The organism is Candidatus Solirubrobacter pratensis (assembly GCF_000425945.1).
In the GTDB taxonomy this organism is placed as follows: domain Bacteria; phylum Actinomycetota; class Thermoleophilia; order Solirubrobacterales; family Solirubrobacteraceae; genus Solirubrobacter; species Solirubrobacter pratensis.
This window is the reverse complement of record NZ_AUEK01000006.1, coordinates 629,194-649,514: the sequence shown is the minus strand read 5'-3', so window position 1 is coordinate 649,514 and position 20,321 is coordinate 629,194. Positions and strand designations below refer to the sequence as shown.

At 73.6% G+C, this 20,321-nt stretch carries 21 protein-coding genes; 12 read left to right on the top strand and 9 right to left on the bottom strand.

Features of this window, described 5'->3' with window-relative positions; all coding sequences use genetic code 11:
* Positions 1–71: 71 nt before the first annotated feature.
* The 3 genes from H958_RS35585 (at position 72) to H958_RS35580 (ending at position 2,944) form a co-directional block, all read left to right on the top strand.
* Positions 72–950, top strand: coding sequence for an acyl-CoA desaturase (locus H958_RS35585; protein WP_037409339.1), 879 nt, complete (start codon positions 72–74; stop codon positions 948–950).
* A gap of 49 nt (positions 951–999) precedes the next feature.
* Positions 1,000–1,749, top strand: a complete 750-nt coding sequence (locus tag H958_RS0106845; RefSeq protein WP_028058108.1) for a DeoR/GlpR family DNA-binding transcription regulator — start codon at positions 1,000–1,002, stop codon at positions 1,747–1,749.
* A gap of 67 nt (positions 1,750–1,816) precedes the next feature.
* Positions 1,817–2,944 carry an MFS transporter gene (locus H958_RS35580; protein WP_037409338.1) on the top strand — a complete coding sequence of 376 codons (1,128 nt, stop codon included), beginning with the start codon at positions 1,817–1,819 and terminating at the stop codon, positions 2,942–2,944.
* A gap of 45 nt (positions 2,945–2,989) precedes the next feature.
* On the opposite strand, the gene H958_RS35575 is transcribed toward H958_RS35580, so the two are convergent.
* A complete protein-coding gene (locus tag H958_RS35575) occupies positions 2,990–3,853 on the bottom strand; it encodes a VOC family protein (protein WP_051323928.1) in 864 nt (287 codons plus the stop codon).
* Positions 3,854–3,917: 64 nt separating this feature from the next.
* Here H958_RS35575 and H958_RS0106830 point away from each other — a divergent pair, with 64 nt between their 5' ends.
* Positions 3,918–4,874, top strand: a complete 957-nt coding sequence (locus H958_RS0106830; RefSeq protein ID WP_028058107.1) for a helix-turn-helix transcriptional regulator — start codon at positions 3,918–3,920, stop codon at positions 4,872–4,874.
* A gap of 25 nt (positions 4,875–4,899) precedes the next feature.
* On the opposite strand, the gene H958_RS0106825 is transcribed toward H958_RS0106830, so the two are convergent.
* Together H958_RS0106825 and H958_RS0106820 are read right to left on the bottom strand one after the other, a co-directional pair.
* Positions 4,900–5,106: a histidine kinase dimerization/phospho-acceptor domain-containing protein gene (locus H958_RS0106825; protein ID WP_028058106.1), complete on the bottom strand. Its 207-nt coding sequence runs from the start codon at positions 5,104–5,106 to the stop codon at positions 4,900–4,902.
* A complete protein-coding gene (locus tag H958_RS0106820; RefSeq protein ID WP_028058105.1) occupies positions 5,103–5,765 on the bottom strand; it encodes a LuxR C-terminal-related transcriptional regulator in 663 nt (220 codons plus the stop codon). Before H958_RS0106820 ends, H958_RS0106825 begins: the two co-directional genes overlap by 4 nt.
* Positions 5,766–5,853: 88 nt before the next feature.
* On the opposite strand from H958_RS0106820, the gene H958_RS35570 reads away from it, so the two are divergent.
* Both H958_RS35570 and H958_RS0106810 read left to right on the top strand, forming a co-directional pair.
* Entirely contained in the window at positions 5,854–7,917 is a 2,064-nt protein-coding gene (locus H958_RS35570) for a helix-turn-helix transcriptional regulator (protein WP_051323926.1), read from the top strand.
* A 43-nt stretch (positions 7,918–7,960) separates the two neighbouring features.
* On the top strand, positions 7,961–8,392 hold the full coding sequence (locus tag H958_RS0106810) for a pyridoxamine 5'-phosphate oxidase family protein (RefSeq protein ID WP_028058104.1): 432 nt from the start codon (positions 7,961–7,963) through the stop codon (positions 8,390–8,392).
* A gap of 4 nt (positions 8,393–8,396) precedes the next feature.
* On the opposite strand, the gene H958_RS0106805 is transcribed toward H958_RS0106810, so the two are convergent.
* Complete coding sequence (locus tag H958_RS0106805) at positions 8,397–9,029, bottom strand: GntR family transcriptional regulator (RefSeq protein ID WP_028058103.1); 633 nt, start codon at positions 9,027–9,029, stop codon at positions 8,397–8,399.
* A gap of 115 nt (positions 9,030–9,144) precedes the next feature.
* Between H958_RS0106805 and H958_RS35565 the strand changes: the two genes are divergently transcribed.
* The 3 genes from H958_RS35565 (at position 9,145) to H958_RS35560 (ending at position 13,591) form a co-directional block, all read left to right on the top strand.
* Positions 9,145–10,308, top strand: a complete 1,164-nt coding sequence (locus tag H958_RS35565; protein WP_037409337.1) for an MFS transporter — start codon at positions 9,145–9,147, stop codon at positions 10,306–10,308.
* A gap of 70 nt (positions 10,309–10,378) precedes the next feature.
* The gene (locus H958_RS0106795; RefSeq protein WP_028058102.1) at positions 10,379–11,455 is read left to right on the top strand and encodes a glucose-1-phosphate thymidylyltransferase; all 1,077 of its coding nucleotides are present in this window, start codon (positions 10,379–10,381) and stop codon (positions 11,453–11,455) included.
* Positions 11,456–11,476: 21 nt separating this feature from the next.
* Positions 11,477–13,591, top strand: a complete 2,115-nt coding sequence (locus H958_RS35560; RefSeq protein WP_051323925.1) for a sensor histidine kinase — start codon at positions 11,477–11,479, stop codon at positions 13,589–13,591.
* A gap of 5 nt (positions 13,592–13,596) precedes the next feature.
* Here H958_RS35560 and H958_RS35555 read toward each other — a convergent pair whose 3' ends face one another.
* Positions 13,597–14,508: a 3'-5' exoribonuclease YhaM family protein gene (locus tag H958_RS35555; RefSeq protein ID WP_051323924.1), complete on the bottom strand. Its 912-nt coding sequence runs from the start codon at positions 14,506–14,508 to the stop codon at positions 13,597–13,599.
* Between the two features lie 31 nt (positions 14,509–14,539).
* Entirely contained in the window at positions 14,540–15,187 is a 648-nt protein-coding gene (locus H958_RS35550; protein ID WP_051323923.1) for an EcsC family protein, read from the bottom strand.
* A gap of 73 nt (positions 15,188–15,260) precedes the next feature.
* Between H958_RS35550 and H958_RS35545 the strand changes: the two genes are divergently transcribed.
* From H958_RS35545 to H958_RS0106765, 3 genes are read left to right on the top strand one after another with little or no spacing between them, the layout of a single operon-like run.
* Positions 15,261–16,079 (top strand): alpha/beta fold hydrolase, encoded by an 819-nt coding sequence (locus tag H958_RS35545; RefSeq protein WP_196807251.1) that lies wholly within the window; start codon positions 15,261–15,263, stop codon positions 16,077–16,079.
* 60 nt (positions 16,080–16,139) lie between these two features.
* Positions 16,140–17,135, top strand: a complete 996-nt coding sequence (locus tag H958_RS42915) for a L,D-transpeptidase family protein (protein WP_051323921.1) — start codon at positions 16,140–16,142, stop codon at positions 17,133–17,135.
* A 55-nt stretch (positions 17,136–17,190) separates the two neighbouring features.
* Complete coding sequence (locus H958_RS0106765) at positions 17,191–18,336, top strand: ribonuclease D (protein WP_037409336.1); 1,146 nt, start codon at positions 17,191–17,193, stop codon at positions 18,334–18,336.
* 309 nt (positions 18,337–18,645) lie between these two features.
* Here H958_RS0106765 and H958_RS0106755 read toward each other — a convergent pair whose 3' ends face one another.
* The 3 genes from H958_RS0106755 to H958_RS0106745 form a co-directional block, all read right to left on the bottom strand.
* Positions 18,646–19,293 (bottom strand): N-acetylmuramoyl-L-alanine amidase, encoded by a 648-nt coding sequence (locus H958_RS0106755; RefSeq protein WP_028058099.1) that lies wholly within the window; start codon positions 19,291–19,293, stop codon positions 18,646–18,648.
* Entirely contained in the window at positions 19,290–19,811 is a 522-nt protein-coding gene (locus H958_RS0106750; RefSeq protein WP_028058098.1) for a TetR/AcrR family transcriptional regulator, read from the bottom strand. Before H958_RS0106750 ends, H958_RS0106755 begins: the two co-directional genes overlap by 4 nt.
* A gap of 133 nt (positions 19,812–19,944) precedes the next feature.
* The gene (locus H958_RS0106745; protein WP_028058097.1) at positions 19,945–20,232 is read right to left on the bottom strand and encodes a hypothetical protein; all 288 of its coding nucleotides are present in this window, start codon (positions 20,230–20,232) and stop codon (positions 19,945–19,947) included.
* Positions 20,233–20,321: the final 89 nt, after the last annotated feature.

The window sequence follows — 20,321 nt, the reverse complement described above, 5'->3', positions numbered from 1 at the left end:
CAAGAATCCTTGTCAACGAGTGTCGATCCGCGTCAGGCCGATCGGCGCGCTAGCGGGTAGGACTCCACGACATGTCAAGGGTGCACCAGCTCTCCAACCTCACCGGCGTCATGCTGCCCTTCGTCGGCGTGATCGTCGCCGGCGCCCTGCTCTGGGGCACCGTCGTGCGCTGGTCGTCGCTGGCGGTGCTGCTCGTGATGTACGTCGTCACGATCCTCGGCGTCACGCTGGGGTTCCACCGCCTGCTGACGCATCGCTCCTTCCAGACGTTCAAGTGGCTGCAGTACGTCATCGCCGCCGTCGGCTCGATGGCGGTCCAGGGCCCGGTCATGTCGTGGGTCGCCGACCACCGCAAGCACCATGCGCACACCGACCAAGAAGGCGATCCGCACACGCCGCACGGGCACGGCGAGGGCGTCAAGGGCGCGATCGTGGGCCTCTGGTACGCGCACATGGGCTGGCTGTTCGACAAGTCCGGCCAGGCCGAGCACTCGCGCTACGCGCGCGACCTCTACGAGGACCGTGGCATGCGGCTCATCCACCGCACCTTCGGCCTCTGGGTGGTGGCCGGGATCGCGATCCCGTTCGCCGTCGGCTACGCCGTCGCCGGCACGCTCGGCGGTGCGCTGGAGGCGGCGCTGTGGGGCGGCCCGGTGCGCATCTTCCTGCTGCACCACGTGACCTGGTCGATCAACTCGGTGTGCCACTTCTTCGGCACCCGGCGCTTCGACGTCGACGACCACTCGACCAACGTCTTCTGGCTCGCCCCGCTGTCGATGGGCGAGGCGTGGCACCACAACCACCACACGTTCCCGCGCTCGGCCTTCCACGGGCTCAAGGCGTGGGAGATCGACCCGACCGGCTGGGTGATCCGCGCGATGCGCGCGACCCGGCTCGCGTGGAACGTCGTCGAGATCACGCCTGAGCGCCAGCGCGAGAAGCTCGCATAGGTCCAGGCAAACCGGCACAAACCCGCAACTCCGTGCTATAACCCGCACGGTGCTGACCGCCGAGCGCAGACAGGCGATCCTCGGCCGGCTCGAGCGCGACGGGAAGGTCGTCGCCTCCGAGCTGGTGGCCAGCCTCGGCGTGTCCGAGGACACGGTGCGGCGCGACCTGCGCGACCTCGCCGACCAGGGGCTGCTGCAGCGTGTCCACGGCGGGGCGCTCCCGGCGCCGCCGCCGACCGGCTCCTTCGCGCGCCGGCTGGAGCTGGCGCACGACGCCAAGGTCGCGCTCGCCGAGGCGGCGCTGCCGCTGCTCGAGGGCGCGCGCGTGATCGTGCTCGACGGCGGGACGACGCCGCTGGAGCTGGCGCGCCGGCTGCCGCCCGCCTACGACGGGACCGTCGTCACCAACTCGCCGCCGATCGCCGCCGCGCTGGCCGCGCACCCGCGCGCCGAGGTCGTGCTGCTGGGCGGGCGGCTGATCAAGCAGGCGCAGGTCGCCGTCGGCGCCGCCACCGTCGAGGCGCTGCACGCGATCCGCGCCGACGTCTGCGTGCTCGGCGTCTGCTCGCTGCACCCCGAGGTCGGCGTGACCACGCTCGATCACGACGAGTCGCACGTCAAGCGTGCGATGGTCGCCTGCGCGGGCGAGGTGATCGCGATGGCCACGGCCGACAAGCTGCGCACCGCGAGTCCCTGGGTCGTGGCCCGCCTGGCCGACGTCGCCCACCTCGTGACCGACGGCGACGACGAGCTGACGCGCCCGTTCGCGACCGCGGGGATCGACGTGGTCGCCGCATGACCCGCGCCGTGCGCTCGCATGCTTCGGCGGAGGCTCGCGCCCGCGCCGCGACGAACGGTGGCCCCGTATGAGGCCGCGCGCCGCCACGTTCGCGACGTTCTTCGTCAACGGCGCGATGATCGGCACCTGGGTCGCCCACATCCCGTGGCTGCAGGACAAGCTCGGCGTCACCAAGGGGACGATCGGGCTGTGCCTGCTGTGCATGGCCGCGGGCGCGCTCGTCTCGATGCCGCTCACGGGCCAGATCCTCGACCGCCGCTCCAGCGGCGCCGTCACCCGCACCGCCGCGCTGATCTTCTGCCTCATGCTGCCGCTGCCGCTGCTGGCGACGAGCCCCTACATGCTCGGCGCGATCCTGTTCGTCTTCGGCGCCTCCAACGGCGCGATGGACGTGTCGATGAACGCGCACGGGGTCGCCGTCGAGCGCGAGCTGCCCACGCCGATCATGTCCTCGCTGCACGGCGGCTGGAGCCTCGGCGGCTTCGCATCCTCCGGCATCGCCGCGGCCGCCGGCGCCGCCGGGCTGGACCCGCGGGTCGAGAGCCTGATCGTCGGCGTCGCGCTGTGGCTGGCGATGGCGTCGTGGATCGGCGGCCGGCTCGGGAGCGCGTCCACGCACTCCGAGGGCGGCACCGGCTTCGCGCTGCCGTCGCGCGCCGTGCTGCTGATCGGCGCGCTGTGCTTCCTCGCGATGATGACTGAGGGCGCGATCGGCGACTGGAGCGGCATCTACCTCAAGCAGGACCTCGGCGCGACCGCGGCGGCGGCCGCGACCGGCTTCACCGGGTTCTCGCTCGGCATGGCGATCGCGCGGCTCGGTGGCGACCTGCTCAATCAGCGCCTCGGCGCCGGGCCGCTGCTGCGCGGCGGGATGGGGCTTGTCGCCGTCGCGCTCGGCGGCGTGCTGCTGATCGGGTCCGCGGTGCCCGCGGTGATCGGCTTCGCGCTCTGCGGCCTGGGCATCGCCAACGCCGTGCCGCTGCTCTTCAGCGCCGCCGGCCGGCTCGATCCGCCGGGTCCGTCGCTCGCCGCGACGTTCACCGTCGGCTACACCGGCTTCATCGTCGGCCCGCCCGTGATCGGGTTCCTCGCCGACCAGGCCGGCCTGCCGGAGACGCTCGCCCTGCTCGTGCTGGCCGCGCTCGCCGTCGCCGCACTCGGCGGGCGGGCCACGCACGTCCCGGCCCGGGCGTGACGCGGGCGCGCGCCGGGCGCCGCCCGCGCCGCACCTGGGCGCCGCTCAGGCGCCGGTCGCGGAGCTGTCGGCCGGCGCCAGGTCCTTGTTCTCCGGCACGAACTTGGTGGCCGTGAACGTGGCGCCCTGCGGGTCGGCGATCACGGTCATCCGGACCCAGGGGGCGTCGCACGGCGGGACGACGACCCGGCCGCCGAGCTCCGCCGCCCGGCTCGCGACGGCGTCGGCGTCGTCGACCGCGAACGTCACGCCCCAATGGGCGGGCTCGTCGGCGACCGGGACGAGGGTCGCGACGACCTCCTCGAAGCGCTTGGGGGCGCCCATCTCGGCGATCCGGTCGCGGAAGCCGGGCGCGCGCTGCTCGAGGAAGTCGCCGTAGGCGGGGAGCGCCCACATGCCCCCGTCGAGCAGGTCCCAGCCGAACACCGCGCCGTAGAACTCGCGCGCGCCGTCGACTTCGCTCGTGTGGAGGTCGTTGAAGTTCAGCGAGCCTGGCTCGTTGACCACGGTCGCGCCTCGGTGCCGGTTCGGCTGCCACGCCCGGAACGCGGCGCCGGCCGGGTCGGCGAAGACGGCCATCCGTCCCGCGTCCATGACGTCCATCGGCTCGCTGAGCACGCTGCCGCCCGCGGCGCGCACCTTGGCGGCGGTCTCGTCGGCGTCGGCGACCCACACGTAGGTGCTCCACACGGCCGCCGGCGGCGCGCCCTCAGGCTGGGCTCCGACGGCGGCGACGTCGCCGCCGCGGATGCGGGCGACGAAGTACCTGGCGGGCGAGCCGGGCGGCATGACGTCCTCGAACTCCCAGCCGAACAGGTCGCCGTAGAACGCGACGGCGGCCTCGGGGTCGGGCTGCGTGGTGTCGATCCAGCACGGGACTCCGGGGATGTAGCGGTCCTGGTTGCTCATGAGCCCACCGTACGGGCGGTTTAGGTCAGTATCTGTCCTCAACCGTGGGCACCCTGTATTCGTCATGAGCGGGACGTCGAGCCGCCTCCTGGAGCTGCTGTCGCTGCTGCAGGCCCGCCGCGACTGGCCAGGCACGGAACTCGCCGAGCGGCTCGAGGTCTCGGGGCGCACGATCCGCCGCGACGTCGAGCGCCTGCGGGGGCTCGGCTACCCGGTCGAGTCGCTGACCGGCCCGGCCGGCGGCTACCGGCTTCGCGCCGGGACCGCGATGCCGCCGCTGCTGCTCGACGAGGACGAGGCGATCGCCATCGCGGTCGGGCTGCGAACCGCGGCGCGGGCGTCGGTGACCGGCATCGAGGAGACCGCGATCCGCGCGCTGGTCAAGCTCGAGCAGGTGCTGCCCGCGCACCTCCGGCGTCGCGTCGCCGCGCTCGGGTCGGCGACGGTCGCGCCGCCCGCGGGCGGTCCGACCGTCGATCCCCAGCAGCTGACCACGATCGGCGCCGCCTGCCGCGACGCAGAGTGCCTTCGCTTCGGCTACGCGGGCCGCGACGGTACGGCGTCCCGCCGCGAGGTCGAGCCGCATGCGCTCGTCAACCGCGGTCGGCGCTGGTACCTGGTCGCCTGGGACCGCCGGCGCGAGGACTGGCGCACGTTCCGCGTCGATCGCATCGACCGGGCGACGGCGACCGGACCGCGGTTCGCCGCCCGCCCGCTGCCGGCCGAGGACGCCGCCGCCTACGTCGAGCAGAGCCTCGCGGGCGCGTTCAGCCGCTTCGAGGCCCGCGTCACCGTGCACACCTCGGCCGCCGACCTCGAGCGACGGCTTCCCTTCCTCGGCGGAACGCTGACGCCGATCGACGCCCACCGCTGCGAGTACCGGACATCGGACGACGACCTCGAATGGCTCGCCCTCCGCGTCGTCCTGCTCGGCGCCGACGTCGACGTCCACGAGCCGCCCGAGCTCCTCGACCAGCTGCGGACGCTGGCGCGGCGCCTCGACCGCGCGGCCCGCGCGTGACACCGGGTTCGCCCTCCGGGCGAGGTCACCCTTCGAGCACCGAGTCGATCAGCTCGCGGATCTCGGACGCCGCGTCCTGGATGCGCTTGGCGAAGTCGCGCCGGTCCTGGTCGCTGATCGGCCGGTCGGCCGCCAGCACCTCGGCGAACCCGGCGACGATCGTCAGCGGCGTGCGCAGGTCGTGGCGCAGACGGCGCCGGGACTCGCCGTCGAGCACGAGGTCGTCGCTCATGAGCGCCCGGTCGTCCCGTCGGGCGGCGAGATGAACCCGTCCCGCAGCGCGATCGCGATGGCGTGGACGCGCGTGTTGGCCTCGAGCTTGGACATCGCGTTGCGGATGTGCGTCTTGATCGTCTCGGGCGAGAGGAACAGCCGCTCGGCGACCTGCTCCCCGGTCAGGCCCTGCGCGAGCAGGTCCATGATCTCGCGCTCGCGCTTGGAGAGCATGCGCTGCGTCTGCGTCGCCTTGCGCGACAGCAGCGCCGGGTGCAGCCGGGGATCGACGTAGGTGCCGCCCTCGGCGACCGTGCGCAGCGCCGTCTTGAGCTCGGTCGGCGTGCCGTCCTTGAGCGCGTAGCCGCGCGCGCCGGAGTCCAGGCCGCTGATCAGCAGGTCGACGTCGGCGGACCCGGTGTAGAGGACGATGCGGCGCTCCGGATCGGCGTCGATCAGCTCCGCGGTGAGGCGGATGCCGGAGTCCTCGCCGAGCCGGATGTCGACGAGCGCGACATCGGGATCGAGCCTTTCGACGAGCTCGCGCCCCGCGCCGGCGGTGCCCGCCGTGCCGACCACGGCTAAGCCCTCCCGGTCGAGCAGCAGCTCGAGGCCCTCCCGGAGGGCCAGGTGGTCCTCGATGAGCACGAGGCGAAGGGGCGTTTCAGAGGGGGCCATCGTCGTTACGCGAGTGCTGCTCAAGTGTGCGGAATTTCCGTACCTGGCGAAGGTAGGCCGCAGCGCGCACTCTAAGGTGTCGCGGAGTTTGGCGAAGGACACCGAAAAGCTGATCCGGCAGCTGTCGTTGATCTCCTACCTCATGGCCGAACGCCGCCCGGTAACGGCAACGGAGATCCGGCGCGACGTCGAGGGCTACTCGGATATGACCGAGGACGCGTTCGCGCGACGTTTCTATGCGGACCGCGCCGAGCTGGACGCGCTGGGCATCCACCTGTCGGTCGACAAGCCCGCCGACGGCTTCTCCGAGCAGGAGAACTACTCGCTCGCGCCTGAGGCCTTCCATCTGCCGCCGATCGCGTTCACGGACGCCGAGCGCGCCGCCCTGCAGACGGCGCTGACGCTGCTCGACGGCGAGTTCGCCTACGCCGAGCCGCTGCGGCTCGCGCTGCAGCAGATCACCTGGGGCCGGCCGAGCCCGCTCGGCTCCGATTCGCGGCAGACGATCGGCCTCGGCATCACCGCCTCGGCCGGCGGCGCGGAGCTGTCGGCGCGCCTGGCGAAGATCGACACGGCGATCTACCGCCGCAAGCGGATCGAGTTCGAGTACTACACGATGCAGAGCGACGAGACCGCGACGCGCGTCGTGGACCCGTACCACCTGCTCTTCGAGGGCGGCCAGTTCTACCTCGTCGGGTACTCGAAGGAGCGCGGCGCGGTGCGCGTGTTCCGGCTCTCGCGCATCCGCGGCAAGGTCGCCTACGCGACCAAGGCCGAGCACGACTTCCAGCGCCCGGCGGACTTCGACCCGCGCCTGTACGCCAACCGCATCCCGTGGCAGCTCGGCGAGCCGGTCGGCGAGGCGTCGATCTGGATCTCCGACGAGATCGCCTGGTACGTCGAGCGCCAGTACGGCGCCTACGGCAGGCTCGTCGCTGCCGAGGACGGCGGGCACGTGTTCACGACCGCGTACTCGATCGACCGGCTGCTGATCTCGTGGGCGCTGAGCTTCGGCGAGCACGCGCGCATCGTCGGGCCCGCCGCGCTGGTGGACGAGGCGCGGCGGCGCGTCGACCACCTGATCGAGGCGCACCGCGGCGAGCCGGAGGCCGTGCGCAGCGTCCCGCCGCGCACGGTCCTCGAGGTCGAGCCCAACGGCCGCTCGCGCGGCACCGAGGCCGCGATCCGCCCCGAGCGCTTCGCCCGCCTGGTCACGCTGGCCACCGTGCTGATCTCGGCCGCGCGGGCTGACAGCCGGCTCTCCGTGGTCGACGTCTGCGCGCAGCTGAACATCACGCCGCAGGAGCTGCGCGAGGACATCTCGGTGCTCAACGTCGTCAACTTCGGCGGCGGGGCGTACGTGATCTACGCCGAGGTGCTGCCCAGCGGCGAGATCGAGGTCGATCCCGAGCCGTACTCGGACACGTTCGACCGCCCGGCGCGGCTGCTGCCGATCGAGGGCCAGGCGCTGGTGGCGGCGATCGACCTGCTCAAGCTCGCGAGCCCGGAGCTGCGCTCGGCGCGCGAGAAGGTCGTCGCGGCGCTCGGCCGCGATCCCGTCGAGGAGGGCCTGCAGATCGTCTCCCCGATCGTCGAGAACGACATCACGCACGCCGTCGAGGTCGCGGTGCACGAGAGCCGGCTGCTGCGGATGGAGTACTGGACCCAGAACGAGGACCGCTACAGCGACCGCGTGGTCGAGCCCTACGCGCTCTTCAACGGCACCGAGGCCTGGTACGTGGCCGCGTGGGACGTCGAGCGCGGGCGCCTGCAGCACTTCCGGCTGGACCGCATCAAGCAGGCCGAGGTGCTGCTCGAGCGCTTCGAGCCGCGCGAGGGGCTGAACCCGATCGCGGACATCGGCGGCTGGCCGCGGACCGGGACGGTCGGCGGCTCGCGCGTCGCCCGCGTGCGGGTCTCGAAGGCGCAGGCGCGCTGGGCGCGCGAGCAGCGGACGGTGCTGGCCGACCTCGAGGACGGCGGGATCGTGGTGGAGATCTCCTTCAAGGGCACCGACTTCCTCGTCCGCGAGGTGCTCAAGGAGGCCGGCGACGCGGTCGTCCTCGAGCCGGCTGACGCGCGCGAGGCCGTGCTCGCCGCCGCCGAGCGCTTGTTCGCGGCGAAGCCGGCTCAGGGGGCCGGCTCGCTTTGACGCCGGCCCAGGGGGCCGGGTCACGCCGGGACGGAGCCCGCACGTGAACCGCCGCGCCGCCATCGCCATGAGCGGGGCGGAGGTCACCGCCTTCCTCGAGCGGCAGCGCACGCTGATCGTCGCCACGATCGGCCGCGACGGCTGGCCCCACGTGATGCCGCTCTGGTACGTCGTGCGCGAAGGCGAGTGCTGGGCGTGGACGTACGCGAAGTCGCAGAAGGTCCGCAACCTCGAGCGCGACGCGCGCTGCACGCTGCAGCTCGAGGCGGGATCGACCTACGGCGAGCTGCGCGGCCTGATGATCAAGTGCGCGGCGGCGATCCACCGCGACCTCGAGGTCATCGCCGGCGTCGGGACCGAGCTGGCCGCGCGCTACGGCGGCGGCGGGCACGTCACGCCGGCGCAGGCGCGCAAGCGCGTCGCGCTGCAGTTCGTGGTCAAGGAGGTCGCCTCCTTCGACCACCGCAAGCTGTAGTCGCCTAGACCGGTCCGCCGCGCAGCGTCGCGAGGGCGCCTTCGAGGTGCGTGCGCAGCGCGGCGAGCGCGCGGTCGCGGTCCTGCGCGCCGATCGCGTCGGCGATCGCGCGGTGCTCCTTGGACGTGCGGCCCTGGCGGTCGGCGTCGCGCATCGTGGCGCGCGCCATCCGGCGCTGGCGGTCGCGGAGCGAGTCGTAGAGCCCGAGCAGGATCGCGTTGCCGGTGGCCTCCACGAGCGAGCGGTGGAACGCGCGGTCGGCCTCGACGAACTCGCCGCCGCTCAGGCGCGCCTGCCGGTCGGCGGACTTCGCGAGCCGCGTCGGCAGGTCGCCGGGGGACTGGATCGCGCGCTCGATCGCATAGCGCTCGAGCACCCAGCGCGTCTCGATCACGTCCTCGAGCTCCTGGGCCGACACCGGCACCACGAGCGCGCCCTTCTTGGGGTACAGCCGCAGCAGGCCCTCGGACTCGAGCTGCGTGAACGCGGCGCGCACGGGCGTGCGGCTGACGCCGAGCGCCTCGGCGATCTCGCCCTCGCTGATCAGCTCGCCGCCCGGCAGCTTGCCCGTCAGCACACGGTCCTTGACGTGCTTGTACGCCCGCTCGCTGGCGGACGGCGGCCTCTCCTCAGGCATGTGCGTATCGTATCGATACATCTTGTATACATGATGTGTACTATTGGAATGCGTGTCGGCCCTCGCCCTCAGCCGTTCCGCTCCCGTTCGCGCGGCGGGCTCTCGGGCATGGCGGATGTGGGCGCTGGCAGCCGGGTTCTACGTCGTGGCGATCTTCCACCGGATGAGCCTCGGCGTCGCGTCGCTCGACGCGAGCCACCGCTTCGGCGTCTCCACCAGCACGATCGCGGTCCTCTCGATCGTCCAGCTCGGGCTGTATCTGACGATGCAGGTCCCGGCCGGGCTGCTCGCCGACCGGCTCGGCCCGCGCCGCTCGCTCGCGCTCGGGCTGGTGACGATCGGGGCCGGCGAGCTGTTGTTCGCGTTCAGCCCCAGCTTCGGCCTGGCGATCGCCGGCCGCGCGCTGGTCGGCGCCGGCGACGCCTGCATGTTCCTCAACGTCCTACGCGTCGCGGCGCATTGGCTTCCCCCGCACCGCTACGCGCTCGCGACGGCGCTGACCGGCGTCTGCGGCTCGCTCGGCCAGCTGCTGACGACGGCGCCGCTGAGCGCCGCGCTCGGCGGCCTGGGCTGGACGCCGACGTTCGCGGCCACGGGCGTGCTGACCGCGGTGCTCGCCATCCTCGCGGTCAACCGGCTGCAGGACCGCCCGTCCGGCGCCGCGGCGGCCCACCACGCGCCGATCGTCCCGACCCTGCGGCGGGCGTGGCGCGCGCCGTCGATCCGCCACGGCCTGTGGGTGCACTTCGCGCTCAACTGCCCGTTCGTCACGCTCACCGGCCTGTGGGCGTACCCGTACCTCGTGCAGGGCCAGGGGCTGCCGCGGGCGACGGCGGCCGCGATCCTGACCGCCGCGGTGGTGGCGTTCGGCGTCGCCGCGCCGGTGCTCGGGGCGCTGGCCGGCCGCATCCCGCACCGCCGCGGGCGGATCGCGAGCGCGGTCGCCTTCGCCAACGCGGCGGCGCTCGGCCTCGTGCTCGGCTGGCCGGGCCACCCGCCACTGGCGCTCGTCGCGCTGATGCTCGTGCTCAGCGGCGTGGCCGGGGCGGCGTCGATGCTGGCGTTCGACCTCGCGCGCGACGGCGCGCCGAACGCCGGCGGCAGCGCGTCGGGCATGGTCAACATCGGCGGCTTCGGCGCGACGATCCTCGCCCAGGCGGCGATCGGGCTGCTGGTCTCCGCCGACCTCGGCTACCGCGTCGCGCTGCTGCCGCTGCTCGCGCTGGTGGCGGTGGGCGCGCTGCAGACGCTGCGCCACCCGACCGCCGGGCCCACTTGAGACACCCGCCCATTCCGTGGGGAGCGATGTCCCGTCGGGCGCCCCGGCGCGCCGATACCCTTCCCGCGCTATGGAGCAGCTCAAGGGCCTGATCCTCTCGGGCGGCAAGGGCACGCGCCTGCGCCCCATCACATACACGTCGGCCAAGCAGCTGGTTCCGGTGGCCAACAAGCCGGTGCTGTTCTACGCCATCGAGTCGATGGCGGCGGCCGGGATCCGCGAGGTGGGCATCATCATCGCGCCCGAGACCGGCGGGGAGATCCGCGAGGCGGCCGGCGACGGGGAGCGCTTCGGCGTCGAGATCACCTACATCGAGCAGGACGCGCCGCTCGGGCTCGCGCATGCGGTCCTCACCGCGGAGGCGTTCCTCGGCGGCGACCCGTTCGTGATGTACCTCGGCGACAACCTGCTCCAGGGCGGCATCGACGACCTCGTGTCCGCGTTCCGGGCCAACGCGCCCGAGGCCCTGATCCTGCTGACGCCGGTGCCGGATCCGCAGAACTACGGGGTCGCGGAGCTCGACGGCGACGGCCGCATCGCGCGGCTGGTCGAGAAGCCGGCCCAACCGGCGTCCGATCTCGCGCTCGTCGGCGTCTACATGTTCACCGCCCGCATCCACGACGCCGCGAAGGCGATCAAGCCGTCGGGCCGCGGCGAGCTGGAGATCACCGACGCGATCCAGTGGCTGGTGGACGCCGAGGCGACGGTCGAGTCGCACGTCGTGCGCGGCTGGTGGAAGGACACTGGCCGGCTCGACGACATGCTCGAGGCCAACCGGCTGATCCTCGAGCGCGTCGAGCGGCGCATCGACGGCGAGCTCGAGCACTCGCAGATCGACGGCCGCGTGATCGTCGAGGCCGGCGCGGTGCTCGAGCGCAGCACGGTCCGCGGGCCCGCGATCGTCGGCGCCGGCGCGCGGCTGACCGACGCCTACATCGGCCCTTACACCGCGGTCGGGCGCCACTGCGTGGTGGAGTCGGCCGAGGTCGAGCACTCGATCCTGCTCGAGGGCTCCTCGGTGCGCGGGCTGGACGGGCGGATGGAGTCCTCGCTGCTCGGCCGCAACGTCCATATCGGTCGCAGCACGCGCCAGCCGCGCGCCTACCGGTTCATGGTCGGCGACTCCTCGGAGATCGAGATCCTCTAGCGGCGGCGGTACTGTGGCTGTATGTCGGTTCCGGCCGACGTGGCCGCCAACGGAGTTGAAGAGCAGGCCGCATTGCGGCGGGTCGCCACGATGGTCGCCCGGGAGGTGTCGCAGGAACGGCTGCTGGCCGTCGTGAACGAGGAGATCGGCCGGCTCGTGGGCGCCGACGCCGTCGTCACGCTGCGCTTCGACGTGGGCGACCGGGCGACGGTCGTCGCCGAGTGGAGCGCGACCGGGCTCGAGCTGCCGCTCGGCGCCCGGCGGCCCCTGGACCCACTCCTTCGTGCCGTTCGCGAGGGTGCCCGGCCCGTGTCGCTCGGGGTCGAGCAGCGCGGCTCGTACCAGGCGTTCGCCGAGGAGGCGCAGCGGCTGCGCGTGCACTCGTCGGTCGGCGTACCGATCGAGGTCGCGGGGCGGGTGTGGGGCGTCGTGTTCGCGGTCTCGTCCGGATCCCGGCGCCTCGCGCCGCACGTCGCGGAGCGCATCGAGGGGTTCACCGCGATGGTCTCCGCCGGGATCGCGACCGCGCAGGCGCGCGCGGAGCTGACACTGCTGGCTCAGGAGCAGGCGGCGCTGCGGCGCGTGGCCGAGCTCGTGGCGCGCGGGGCGGACGCCGACGGCGTGTTCGCCGCCGTCGCGGAGGAGCTCTGGCGGCTCGTCGGCGGGACCGCGCTCATGCACCGCTACGACGGTGAGCTGAGCACGTGCGTGGCGGCGTGGCGCGAGAGCGGGGCGACCGAGTTCGTCGGCGTGAGCGAGGTCGCGCCCGAGGGCAGCCTGCTGTCGCTGATCCGGAGCACGCTGCGGCCGGCGCTGATCGACGACTACCCGCTGGTGCCGGGCCCGTTCGGGGAGCTCGCCAGGCGGCTCGGCATTCGCTCCGCCGCGGGCGGCCCGATCATGGTCCAGGGCCGCCCGTGGGGGCAGCTCGCCGTCGTCTTCTCGCAGCCGGAGCCGCCGCCGGCCGGCACCGAGCTGCGGGTCGCGCGCTTCGCCGCGCTCGTGAGCACCGCGATCGCGAACGCGCAGGCGCGCTCGGAGCTGCAGCGGCTGGCCGACGAGCAAGGAGCCCTGCGGCGCGTGGCGACGCTGGTGGCGCATGGTGCGTCGCAGCCGCACGTGTTCGAGGCCGTGGCGCTGGAGGCGTCGCGGCTGCACGGCGACCAGCCGACGGCGCTGCTGCGCTACGAGCCCGAGGGCTACGCCGTCATCCTCGCCCTGCGCGGGACGATCGGCTGGGTCGGCCGCCGCATACCGGTCGTGGCGCCCAGCCTCTCCGAGCGCGTCATGCGCACCCGCGCCCCGGCGCGCCTGGACGACTACCGGGACGTGCCGGGCGCGCGCGAGGCCGGGCTCGGCGCCGCCGTCGGCGCGCCGATCGAGGTCGGCGGCCGGTTATGGGGCCTGCTCGCCGTCATGACCGGTGGCGAGCCGCTTCCGCCCCGCACGGAGGAGCGGCTCGCGCAGTTCTCCGAGCTCGTCGCCACCGCGATCGGCAACGCCGTCAGCCGCGCCACGCTGACCGCGTCGCGCGCCCGCATCGTGGCGACCGCGGACGAGACGCGGCGCCGGATCCAGCGCGACCTCCACGACGGCGCGCAGCAGGGCCTCGTCAACACGGTGATCACGCTCAAGCTCGCCAGGGGCGCGCTGCCCGACGGCGGCACGGCGTCGGAGCTGATGGACGAGTCGCTGCGCCATGCCGAGGGGGCGATCGACTCGCTGCGCGACCTCGTGCACGGCATCATGCCGTCGACGCTGGCCAACGGCGGCCTGCGCGCGGCCCTGCGCTCGCTCGCCGACCGCCTCGCGATCGACGTCGAGGTCGACGTCCCGGACGCGCGCCTGCCGGCGGCGCTGGAGACGACGGCGTACTTCGTCGTCGCCGAGGCGCTGACGAACGTCGTCAAGCACAGCGGCGCGACCGGCGCGCGCGTCGGGGTGCGCATCGACGGGGGCCGGGTGCACCTCGAGGTGCACGACGACGGCGCCGGCGGCGCCGATCCCGCGAGCGGCTCGGGCCTCGTGGGCCTCGTCGACCGGGTCGAGGCCAGTGGTGGCACGATCGCCGTCACCAGCCCGCCGGGAGTCGGCACGATGATCGTCGTCGACCTGCCCGTCACGCGTGCCGGCTGACCCGGCTAGGCGGCCGCGCGGTCGCGCGCGGCGAACCAGGCGCCGGCGCCGAGCACGCGGTCGTAGCCCGACCAGCGCGAGCCGTCGGGCAGCGCCTTCTCGAGCCGGTCGAACGACCCGAGCCGGCCGCCGAGGTTGTCGATCATGTGCACGAGCGTCGCCTCGCGCGTGCAGGGCACGACCGGCGAGCCGTGCTCGAGCTGGCCGTGGTGGCTGAGGATGATGTGCAGCACCGCGGCGGCGAGCTCGGACGGGAAGCCCGGCAGCTCCTCGATCAGCCGCCGGACGCGGTAGTAGCCGAGCGGGATCTCGCCCTGCAGGCGCCCGAGGTCGGTCATGTCGATCGCGAGCGGGTCCGACGTGTAGGCGTCGAGCTTGCCAATGTCATGCAGCAGCGCGCCCGTGACCGCGACGTCGCGGTCGACGCCGCCGAAGGTCGCCGAGATCGCCGACACGCCCTGCGCGACCGTGAGCGAGTGCTCGAGCAGCCCGTGGCGGTAGGCCTGGTGGTAGCGCTTCGCGGCCGGCGCTTCCCGGAACGCCCGCCAGGTCTCCGACCGCTCGCCGAAGACGAGCGCCAGCAGCGCGCGCAGGTGATCGCACTGGACCGTCGCGATCAGCTCGCGCAGCCCCGCCTCCAGCTGCTCGACGCTCGCGCGCGGGCCGTCCAGCAGATCCTCCGGTGCACACTCCTCTGCGCGAGCGATCCGCAGCGACGCGACCTCGATCCGCCCGCGCTCCACGCGGCCCGCCACGCGCACGCACGCCCCCGGCTCGCACCACTCGGCCACCTCGGGCGCGAGCGTCGCGCTCAGATTCCCGGTGCGGTCGGCGAACGTCACGCGACAGCCGGAGCGCTCGCGGACCAGCAGGATCAGGTCCGCTTCCTCGCCGTCGATAAGCTGCCGCACGAGCACGCGGGGAACCCTAGGTCCCGCGCCGGACGCATCACCCGCCGTAGTAGCGGATCGCGCGCTCCGCGAGCGCGCGGGTGTCGCGCTCGTTGGCCACGGCGTTGAACGCGACGGCGAAGAACGGGATCAGGCGGCCGGCGATCCGCCTGCCCGTCCGCTTGCCGACCATCGCCAGCAGCCGCCTCGCCAGCGCCTCGTCGCGCGCGAGCTTGGTGCCGACGTAGGCGGCGGCGAGCGTCGTGCCGGCGCCGTCGAGCGCCGCGCGCGCGGACTGCGGGTCCGGATACAGGCCCGTGAGCACGAGCAGCTCGGCCGGGCGCATCGGGTCGCGCGGGTCGAAGCCGTATGCGGCGGCGACGAAGAACACGAGCCGCGACTGGATCCACGCCAGGCCGACGAGGTCGGGCACGAACGTCACGAACCCGCCGACGCCGGTCGCCGCGCCCTCCAGGCGCGCGAGCTGCGCGTGCCTGCGCTTGGCCATCCGCCCGAGGGACGCCGGATCGGAGCCGTAGACGCGCCGGCGCTCCTGCGCCCAGGCGGCCGCCGCCGGCGCGTGGCGCTCGCTCGCCGCGAGCGCGATCAGCTCGGGCGCGCGGAGCGGATCGGCCCGCAGGCGCTCGAACAGGCCGCGCGGCGGCTCCTCGGGCGGCCCCTCCACCTCGATCACGGCGTCGGACATCTGCGCGCCAAATCTAGTCCGGCTCGTCTGACACGCTGTCAGCTCCGACACTCGAAGGGGTATGCACTGGCAGATGCAGGCGCTGATCGAGCATCGCCTCCCGGTCGCCGGGCACACGACACGCGCGCTCGAGGTCGAGGGCGGCGGCCCCGGCATCGTGCTGCTTCACGGCTGGGGCGACTCCGCCGACACCTGGCGGCCGCTGCTGGCCGAGCTCGGCGCCCGCGACCGCCGCGCGATCGCCGTCGACCTCCCGGGCTTCGGCGCCGCGACGCGGCTGCACCCCGGCGCCCTGCTGCCGCAGCTGGACGTGTTCGCGGCCGAGCTGGTGCAGACGTGGGCGGGCGGGCGGCCGGTGGTCGTTGCCGGCAACTCGCTCGGCGGCTGCATCGCGCTGCGGCTGGCCGAGCGCGGCGAGCTGCCGCTCGCGGGCGTGATCCCGGTCGCGCCCGCGGGGCTCGAGCCGCCCGGCTGGTTCGACGCGATCGAGCTCGACCCGATCGTGCGCAAGCTGCTCGCCACGCCGATCCCGGTGCCGCTCGCGCTCCTGCGCGGCCGGACGGCGTTCCCGCACCCGCGCGACGGCCAGCGCGCCGCCGTCGACGCGTTCGGCCCCGGGGACGCGACGCGCGCCGCCGTCGCCGGCCTGCTCGAGCCCGGCCGGCGCCTGCTGCCGGAGCTCTGCAGCGCCCCGTTCGACCTCGCCGGCATCGCGTGCCCGGTCCTGCTCGTGTGGGGCACGCGCGACCGGGCGATCCCGCGCAGGAGCGCGCGAATCGTGCTGGATCGGCTCCCGACCACGCACGTCGAGCTGATCGAGGGCGCCGGGAACTGCCCGCAGGTCGACTCCACGCTGCGCCTGCTCGAGCTGCTGCTCCCGTTCCCCGCGTAGTCCGCAATTGAACGTGCACGCAGGAGGAACCGCTGTCCGGTGCGGCTAGGCTGGTTCGCCATGCGCCGGACCGCGATCCTGACCTTCGCCCTGCTCCTGTTGCTCGCGCCCGCCGCCGGCGCGCAGACGCCCCCGCCCCAGCCGCGCATCGCGGCCGGCGTGAGCGCCGCCGGAACGGACCTCTCGGGGCTGACGCTCGACGAAGCCGCCGGGCGGCTGTACAGCACGTTCGGCCCGGTGCTCGGCAGGCCGCTCTCGACGCACGTCGCGGGCCGCAAGATCGCGCTCCAGATGGCCGACGTCAAGCTCGCCTTCGACGTCAAGAAGTCGGCCCGGCGCGCGTACAACGCCGGCCAGGCGCCGCATTCCGGCCCCGTGAACGTGCCGCTCTACATCACCTACGACGCCAAGGCCGTCGACGCGTACGCGAAGAAGGTCGCGGGCAGGGTCGCCAAGGCGCCGCGCGACGCGTCGGTGAAGATCGGGATCTCGCGGATCACCAAGGTCGCCTCGCGCGACGGCCGCTCGGTCGACGCCGCCGCGCTCGCGGCGGCGGTCGGCAAGGTCCTGACCGATCCGGCGCAGCAGCGTGTGCTCCAGCCGGCGCTCAAGGTGGTCAAGCCGAAGGTGACGACCGGCGGGCTGGCGAGCGCCTACGGGACGATCGTCACGATCGACCGCGCGAACTTCAAGCTGCGCCTGTTCAAGCGGCTGAAGCTGTCCAAGACCTACCGCGTCGCGGTCGGCATGCCCGCGTACCCGACGCCGACGGGCCGCTTCGCGATCGCCAACAAGGCCGTCAACCCGACCTGGACGGCGCCGAACAGCCCGTGGGCCGGCGCGTACGCGAACGAGTCGGTGCCGGGCGGCTCGGCCGAGAACCCGCTCAAGGCGCGCTGGATGGGCATCGTCAACGGGGTCGGCATCCACGGCACCGGTATCCCGGGATCGATCGGCACGCGTGCCTCGCACGGCTGCATCCGCATGACGGTCCCGGACGTGATCGACCTCTATCCCCGTGTCCCGGTGGGGACGCCGGTCCTGATCGGCAACTAGGCCCCCCTTTGGCGCGTTCCCGTCCGAACGGCCCGGATAGGGTCGCGCCACAGTGATGAACCAGGGGGATGTCGCGCGCCTCGCGGAGGCGGCGCGCGAGCAGGGGCGGCTGGGCCTCGACACGGAGTTCATGCCGGAAGGCCGCTACCGGCCGCTGCTCTGCCTGGTGCAGATCGCGGCCGGCGGCGAGGTCGCCGTGCTCGATCCGCTGGACGGAGTCGATCCCGCGCCGCTGGCCGAGGTGCTCGCGGATCCCGGCGTCGAGATCGTCCTGCACGCGGGCCGGCAGGATGTGGCGATCCTGCGGCGCGAGTGGCGGACGACGTTCACGAACGTCTTCGACACGCAGGTCTCCGCGGGCTTCGCCGGCTTCTCCGCCCAGGCGGGCTACAACGGCCTGCTGCACGACGTGCTGCGGATCCGCCTGCCCAAGACGGCCAGCTTCACCCGCTGGGACGCGCGCCCGCTCACGGAGGAGCAACTCGCCTACGCTCGCGGGGACGTCGAGCACCTGCTCGCGCTCGCCGACGACATCCAGGGCCGCCTGGCGGAGCGCGGCCGGCTCGAATGGGCGCGCGAGGAGTGCGTCGCGATCGCCGAGGCGACCGATGAGCGCGATCCCGACGAGGTGTGGCGCCGGCTGCCGCGCGTGAGCGGCCTGGATCCGCGCGAGCGGGCCGTGGCGCGCGAGCTGGCGGCCTGGCGCGAGCGCTCCGCGGCGCGCGAGGACCGGCCGGTCGGCGCGATCCTGCGCGACCCGACGGTGGTGGAGCTGGCCAAGCGCCAGCCGCTGGGGCGGCGGGAGCTGTCGCAGATCCGCGGCATCACGCCGGACGTGGTGCGCCGGCGCGGAGAGGACATCGTGCAGGCGATCGAGCGCGGCAAGCGCGGCGAGCCGATCCGGCTCGAGGAGGGCGACCGCGCGCCGACCGAGGCCGTCGACGGCCCGACGATCGCGCTCGCGGAGTCGCTCGTGCGCACGCGCGCGCAGGAGGCGGGCCTGGCCTACGAGCTGATCGCGGCGCGCGCCGACCTCGCTCCGGTCGTCGTGGCGGCGCGGCGCGGCCACACCGAGCCCGACGTGCGCACGCTGCGCGGCTGGAGGCGCGAGCTCGTCGGCGCCGAGCTGATCGAGCTGCTGGCCGGCCGGCGCCGCCTCGGCGTCGGCCCCGGCGGTCGCGTTCAGGTCGACGAGGCCTGAGGGAGCAAACAGCCGCCGCGGCGCCCAGGGGAGAGGGGGTCCCAGGCGCCGCGGCGACGTGAGTCGGCGGCGGGGCGGCGAGCGGGACACTCGCAGCCTGATATCGCGCGCCTTCAGTGCGTACTGGAGCCGGCCCACGCCATCAAGGCGAAGAGCACGGCCGCCGCCATGGCCAGGAGGGTCGGGAGGGATGCGGTCACGGCGGCGAGCACGAAGAGCATCCTGCACCGGAATCTCAAGTCGGGGCTAATGGCCTCATCAAGCTGCCTTAAGACTTGCGGCGCGCCGCTCTACGCTCGCAGCCGAGGTCTACGAGCAGGTCCCGCGCGCGGAGAGCTGACGCCGGTACTTCGTCATCGCGGCGTGCGTCATGTCCCCGTGCGTCTGCGTGCGCAGGCGCGCGACGTTCTCGCGGTGGTATGGCGAGGAGAGGCTCTCGGCGTGCCCGATCACGTTGCGCACGCCGATCCCGTAACGGCAGCGCAGCCAGCGCGTGAGCCGCAGCGACGCGGCCATCTGGCGGGAGTCCGAGAGAATCTGCGCGTCGCTGGAGCCGACGTGCTCGATCCCGATCGCCGTGTAGTTGAGCCCGACCGTGTGGCGGCACATGATCGAGAGCGGGACGAGCTGGTAGATCGTGCCGTCGCGGTCGATCACGAAGTGCGAGCACGTGCCGGGCAGCTCATGCAGCTCGGCATCCGGCGTGTCGGGCGCGAACGTGTTCCAGGTCTGCTGGAACGAGCTGGTGACGGTGTAGTGCTCGACGATCACGTGCGGGTCGGTCAGCCGGTACGTCGCAACGCCGTAATGGCGCTTGGCGTAGGCGGCGGTCTGGAGCTTGCGCTTGGCGCCGAAGGGGATCGGCTTGGAGACGATGGCCGGCTTGGGCACGGCGGCGTCGGCGGCCGGCGCGCACAGCAGCGCGAGCGCGGCGAGCAGGGGGAGGGCGCGCCTCATCCGGTTGCGAGCTCCGCGGCGATCGCGCCCCGCATCAGCTCCTTCGCCCGCGCGCCTGTGATCAGGCCCGCGAGCCGGCGCGCGCTCAGCCCGTCCAGGAGCGCCGTCAGGCGCTCGGCCTTCTCCAGCGCCTGCGGCGAGCCGCCGTCGATCGCGGTGGCGACGAGCCGGCTCCACGTGTTGCTGGCCTCGGCCATCCCCTCCCGCAGCGCCGGCTCGAACACCGCCGAGGCGAGCACCTCGCCCCACACCACAGAAGTGTCGTGCGCCGCGTCGTCGAGCTCGGCCAGCAGCATCGCCTCGGCGTCGCCGTCCGCGCCGCGCCGCGCCGCGCGCGCGTTGGCGTGCTCGAGCGTCGCCCGCACGAGGCCGTTGCGATTGACGAAGTAGTAGTAGATCAGCGACACCGCGACGCCCGCCTCGCTCGCGACCTGCTCCACGCGCAGCCCGCGCACGCCCCGCCGCGCGATCACGGTGATCGCAGCGTCGAGGATCGCCTGCCTACGATCACCGGGCACCGCCCGCAAGGCTAGTACCGCTACCCGGGTCTCGATGACGGGAATGGCCCATTCAGGCGATGGCCCGCCTGGGGCGTATGAGATCGCACGCGTCGCCCCCCAAAGCGCCGCGAAGCAGGCGGCAAGGTCGTCTTCAGTCGCGCACGGAGCTCGACGGCGGCGCCGTCAGGTTCTGCTCGGGACACGGGCGCAGCCCCGACCAGGCGGCGTCGCTCGTGACCTCGTTGAGCAGCTGCTGGCCGGACGGGCTGGCCGGCCGGCCCGCCGAGGCCGTGAGCGCCGAGGCTCCGGCGGCGAGCGTGGCGGCCGAGAGCAGGCCCGCGACGAGCGCGAGCACCCACCGGGTGGAGCGGCGCGGGCCGCGCGCGACGGGGTCCTCGATCACGCGGAGCTCGACGTCGTCGAAGCGATCAGGCTCCATACTTGGAGCCTAGCGCTCTCAGCGATTTCTTCCGAGGATCTCAGTCCGCTCGCACTGAACCGGGAGTCTGGGCGCATGACATCGCGAAC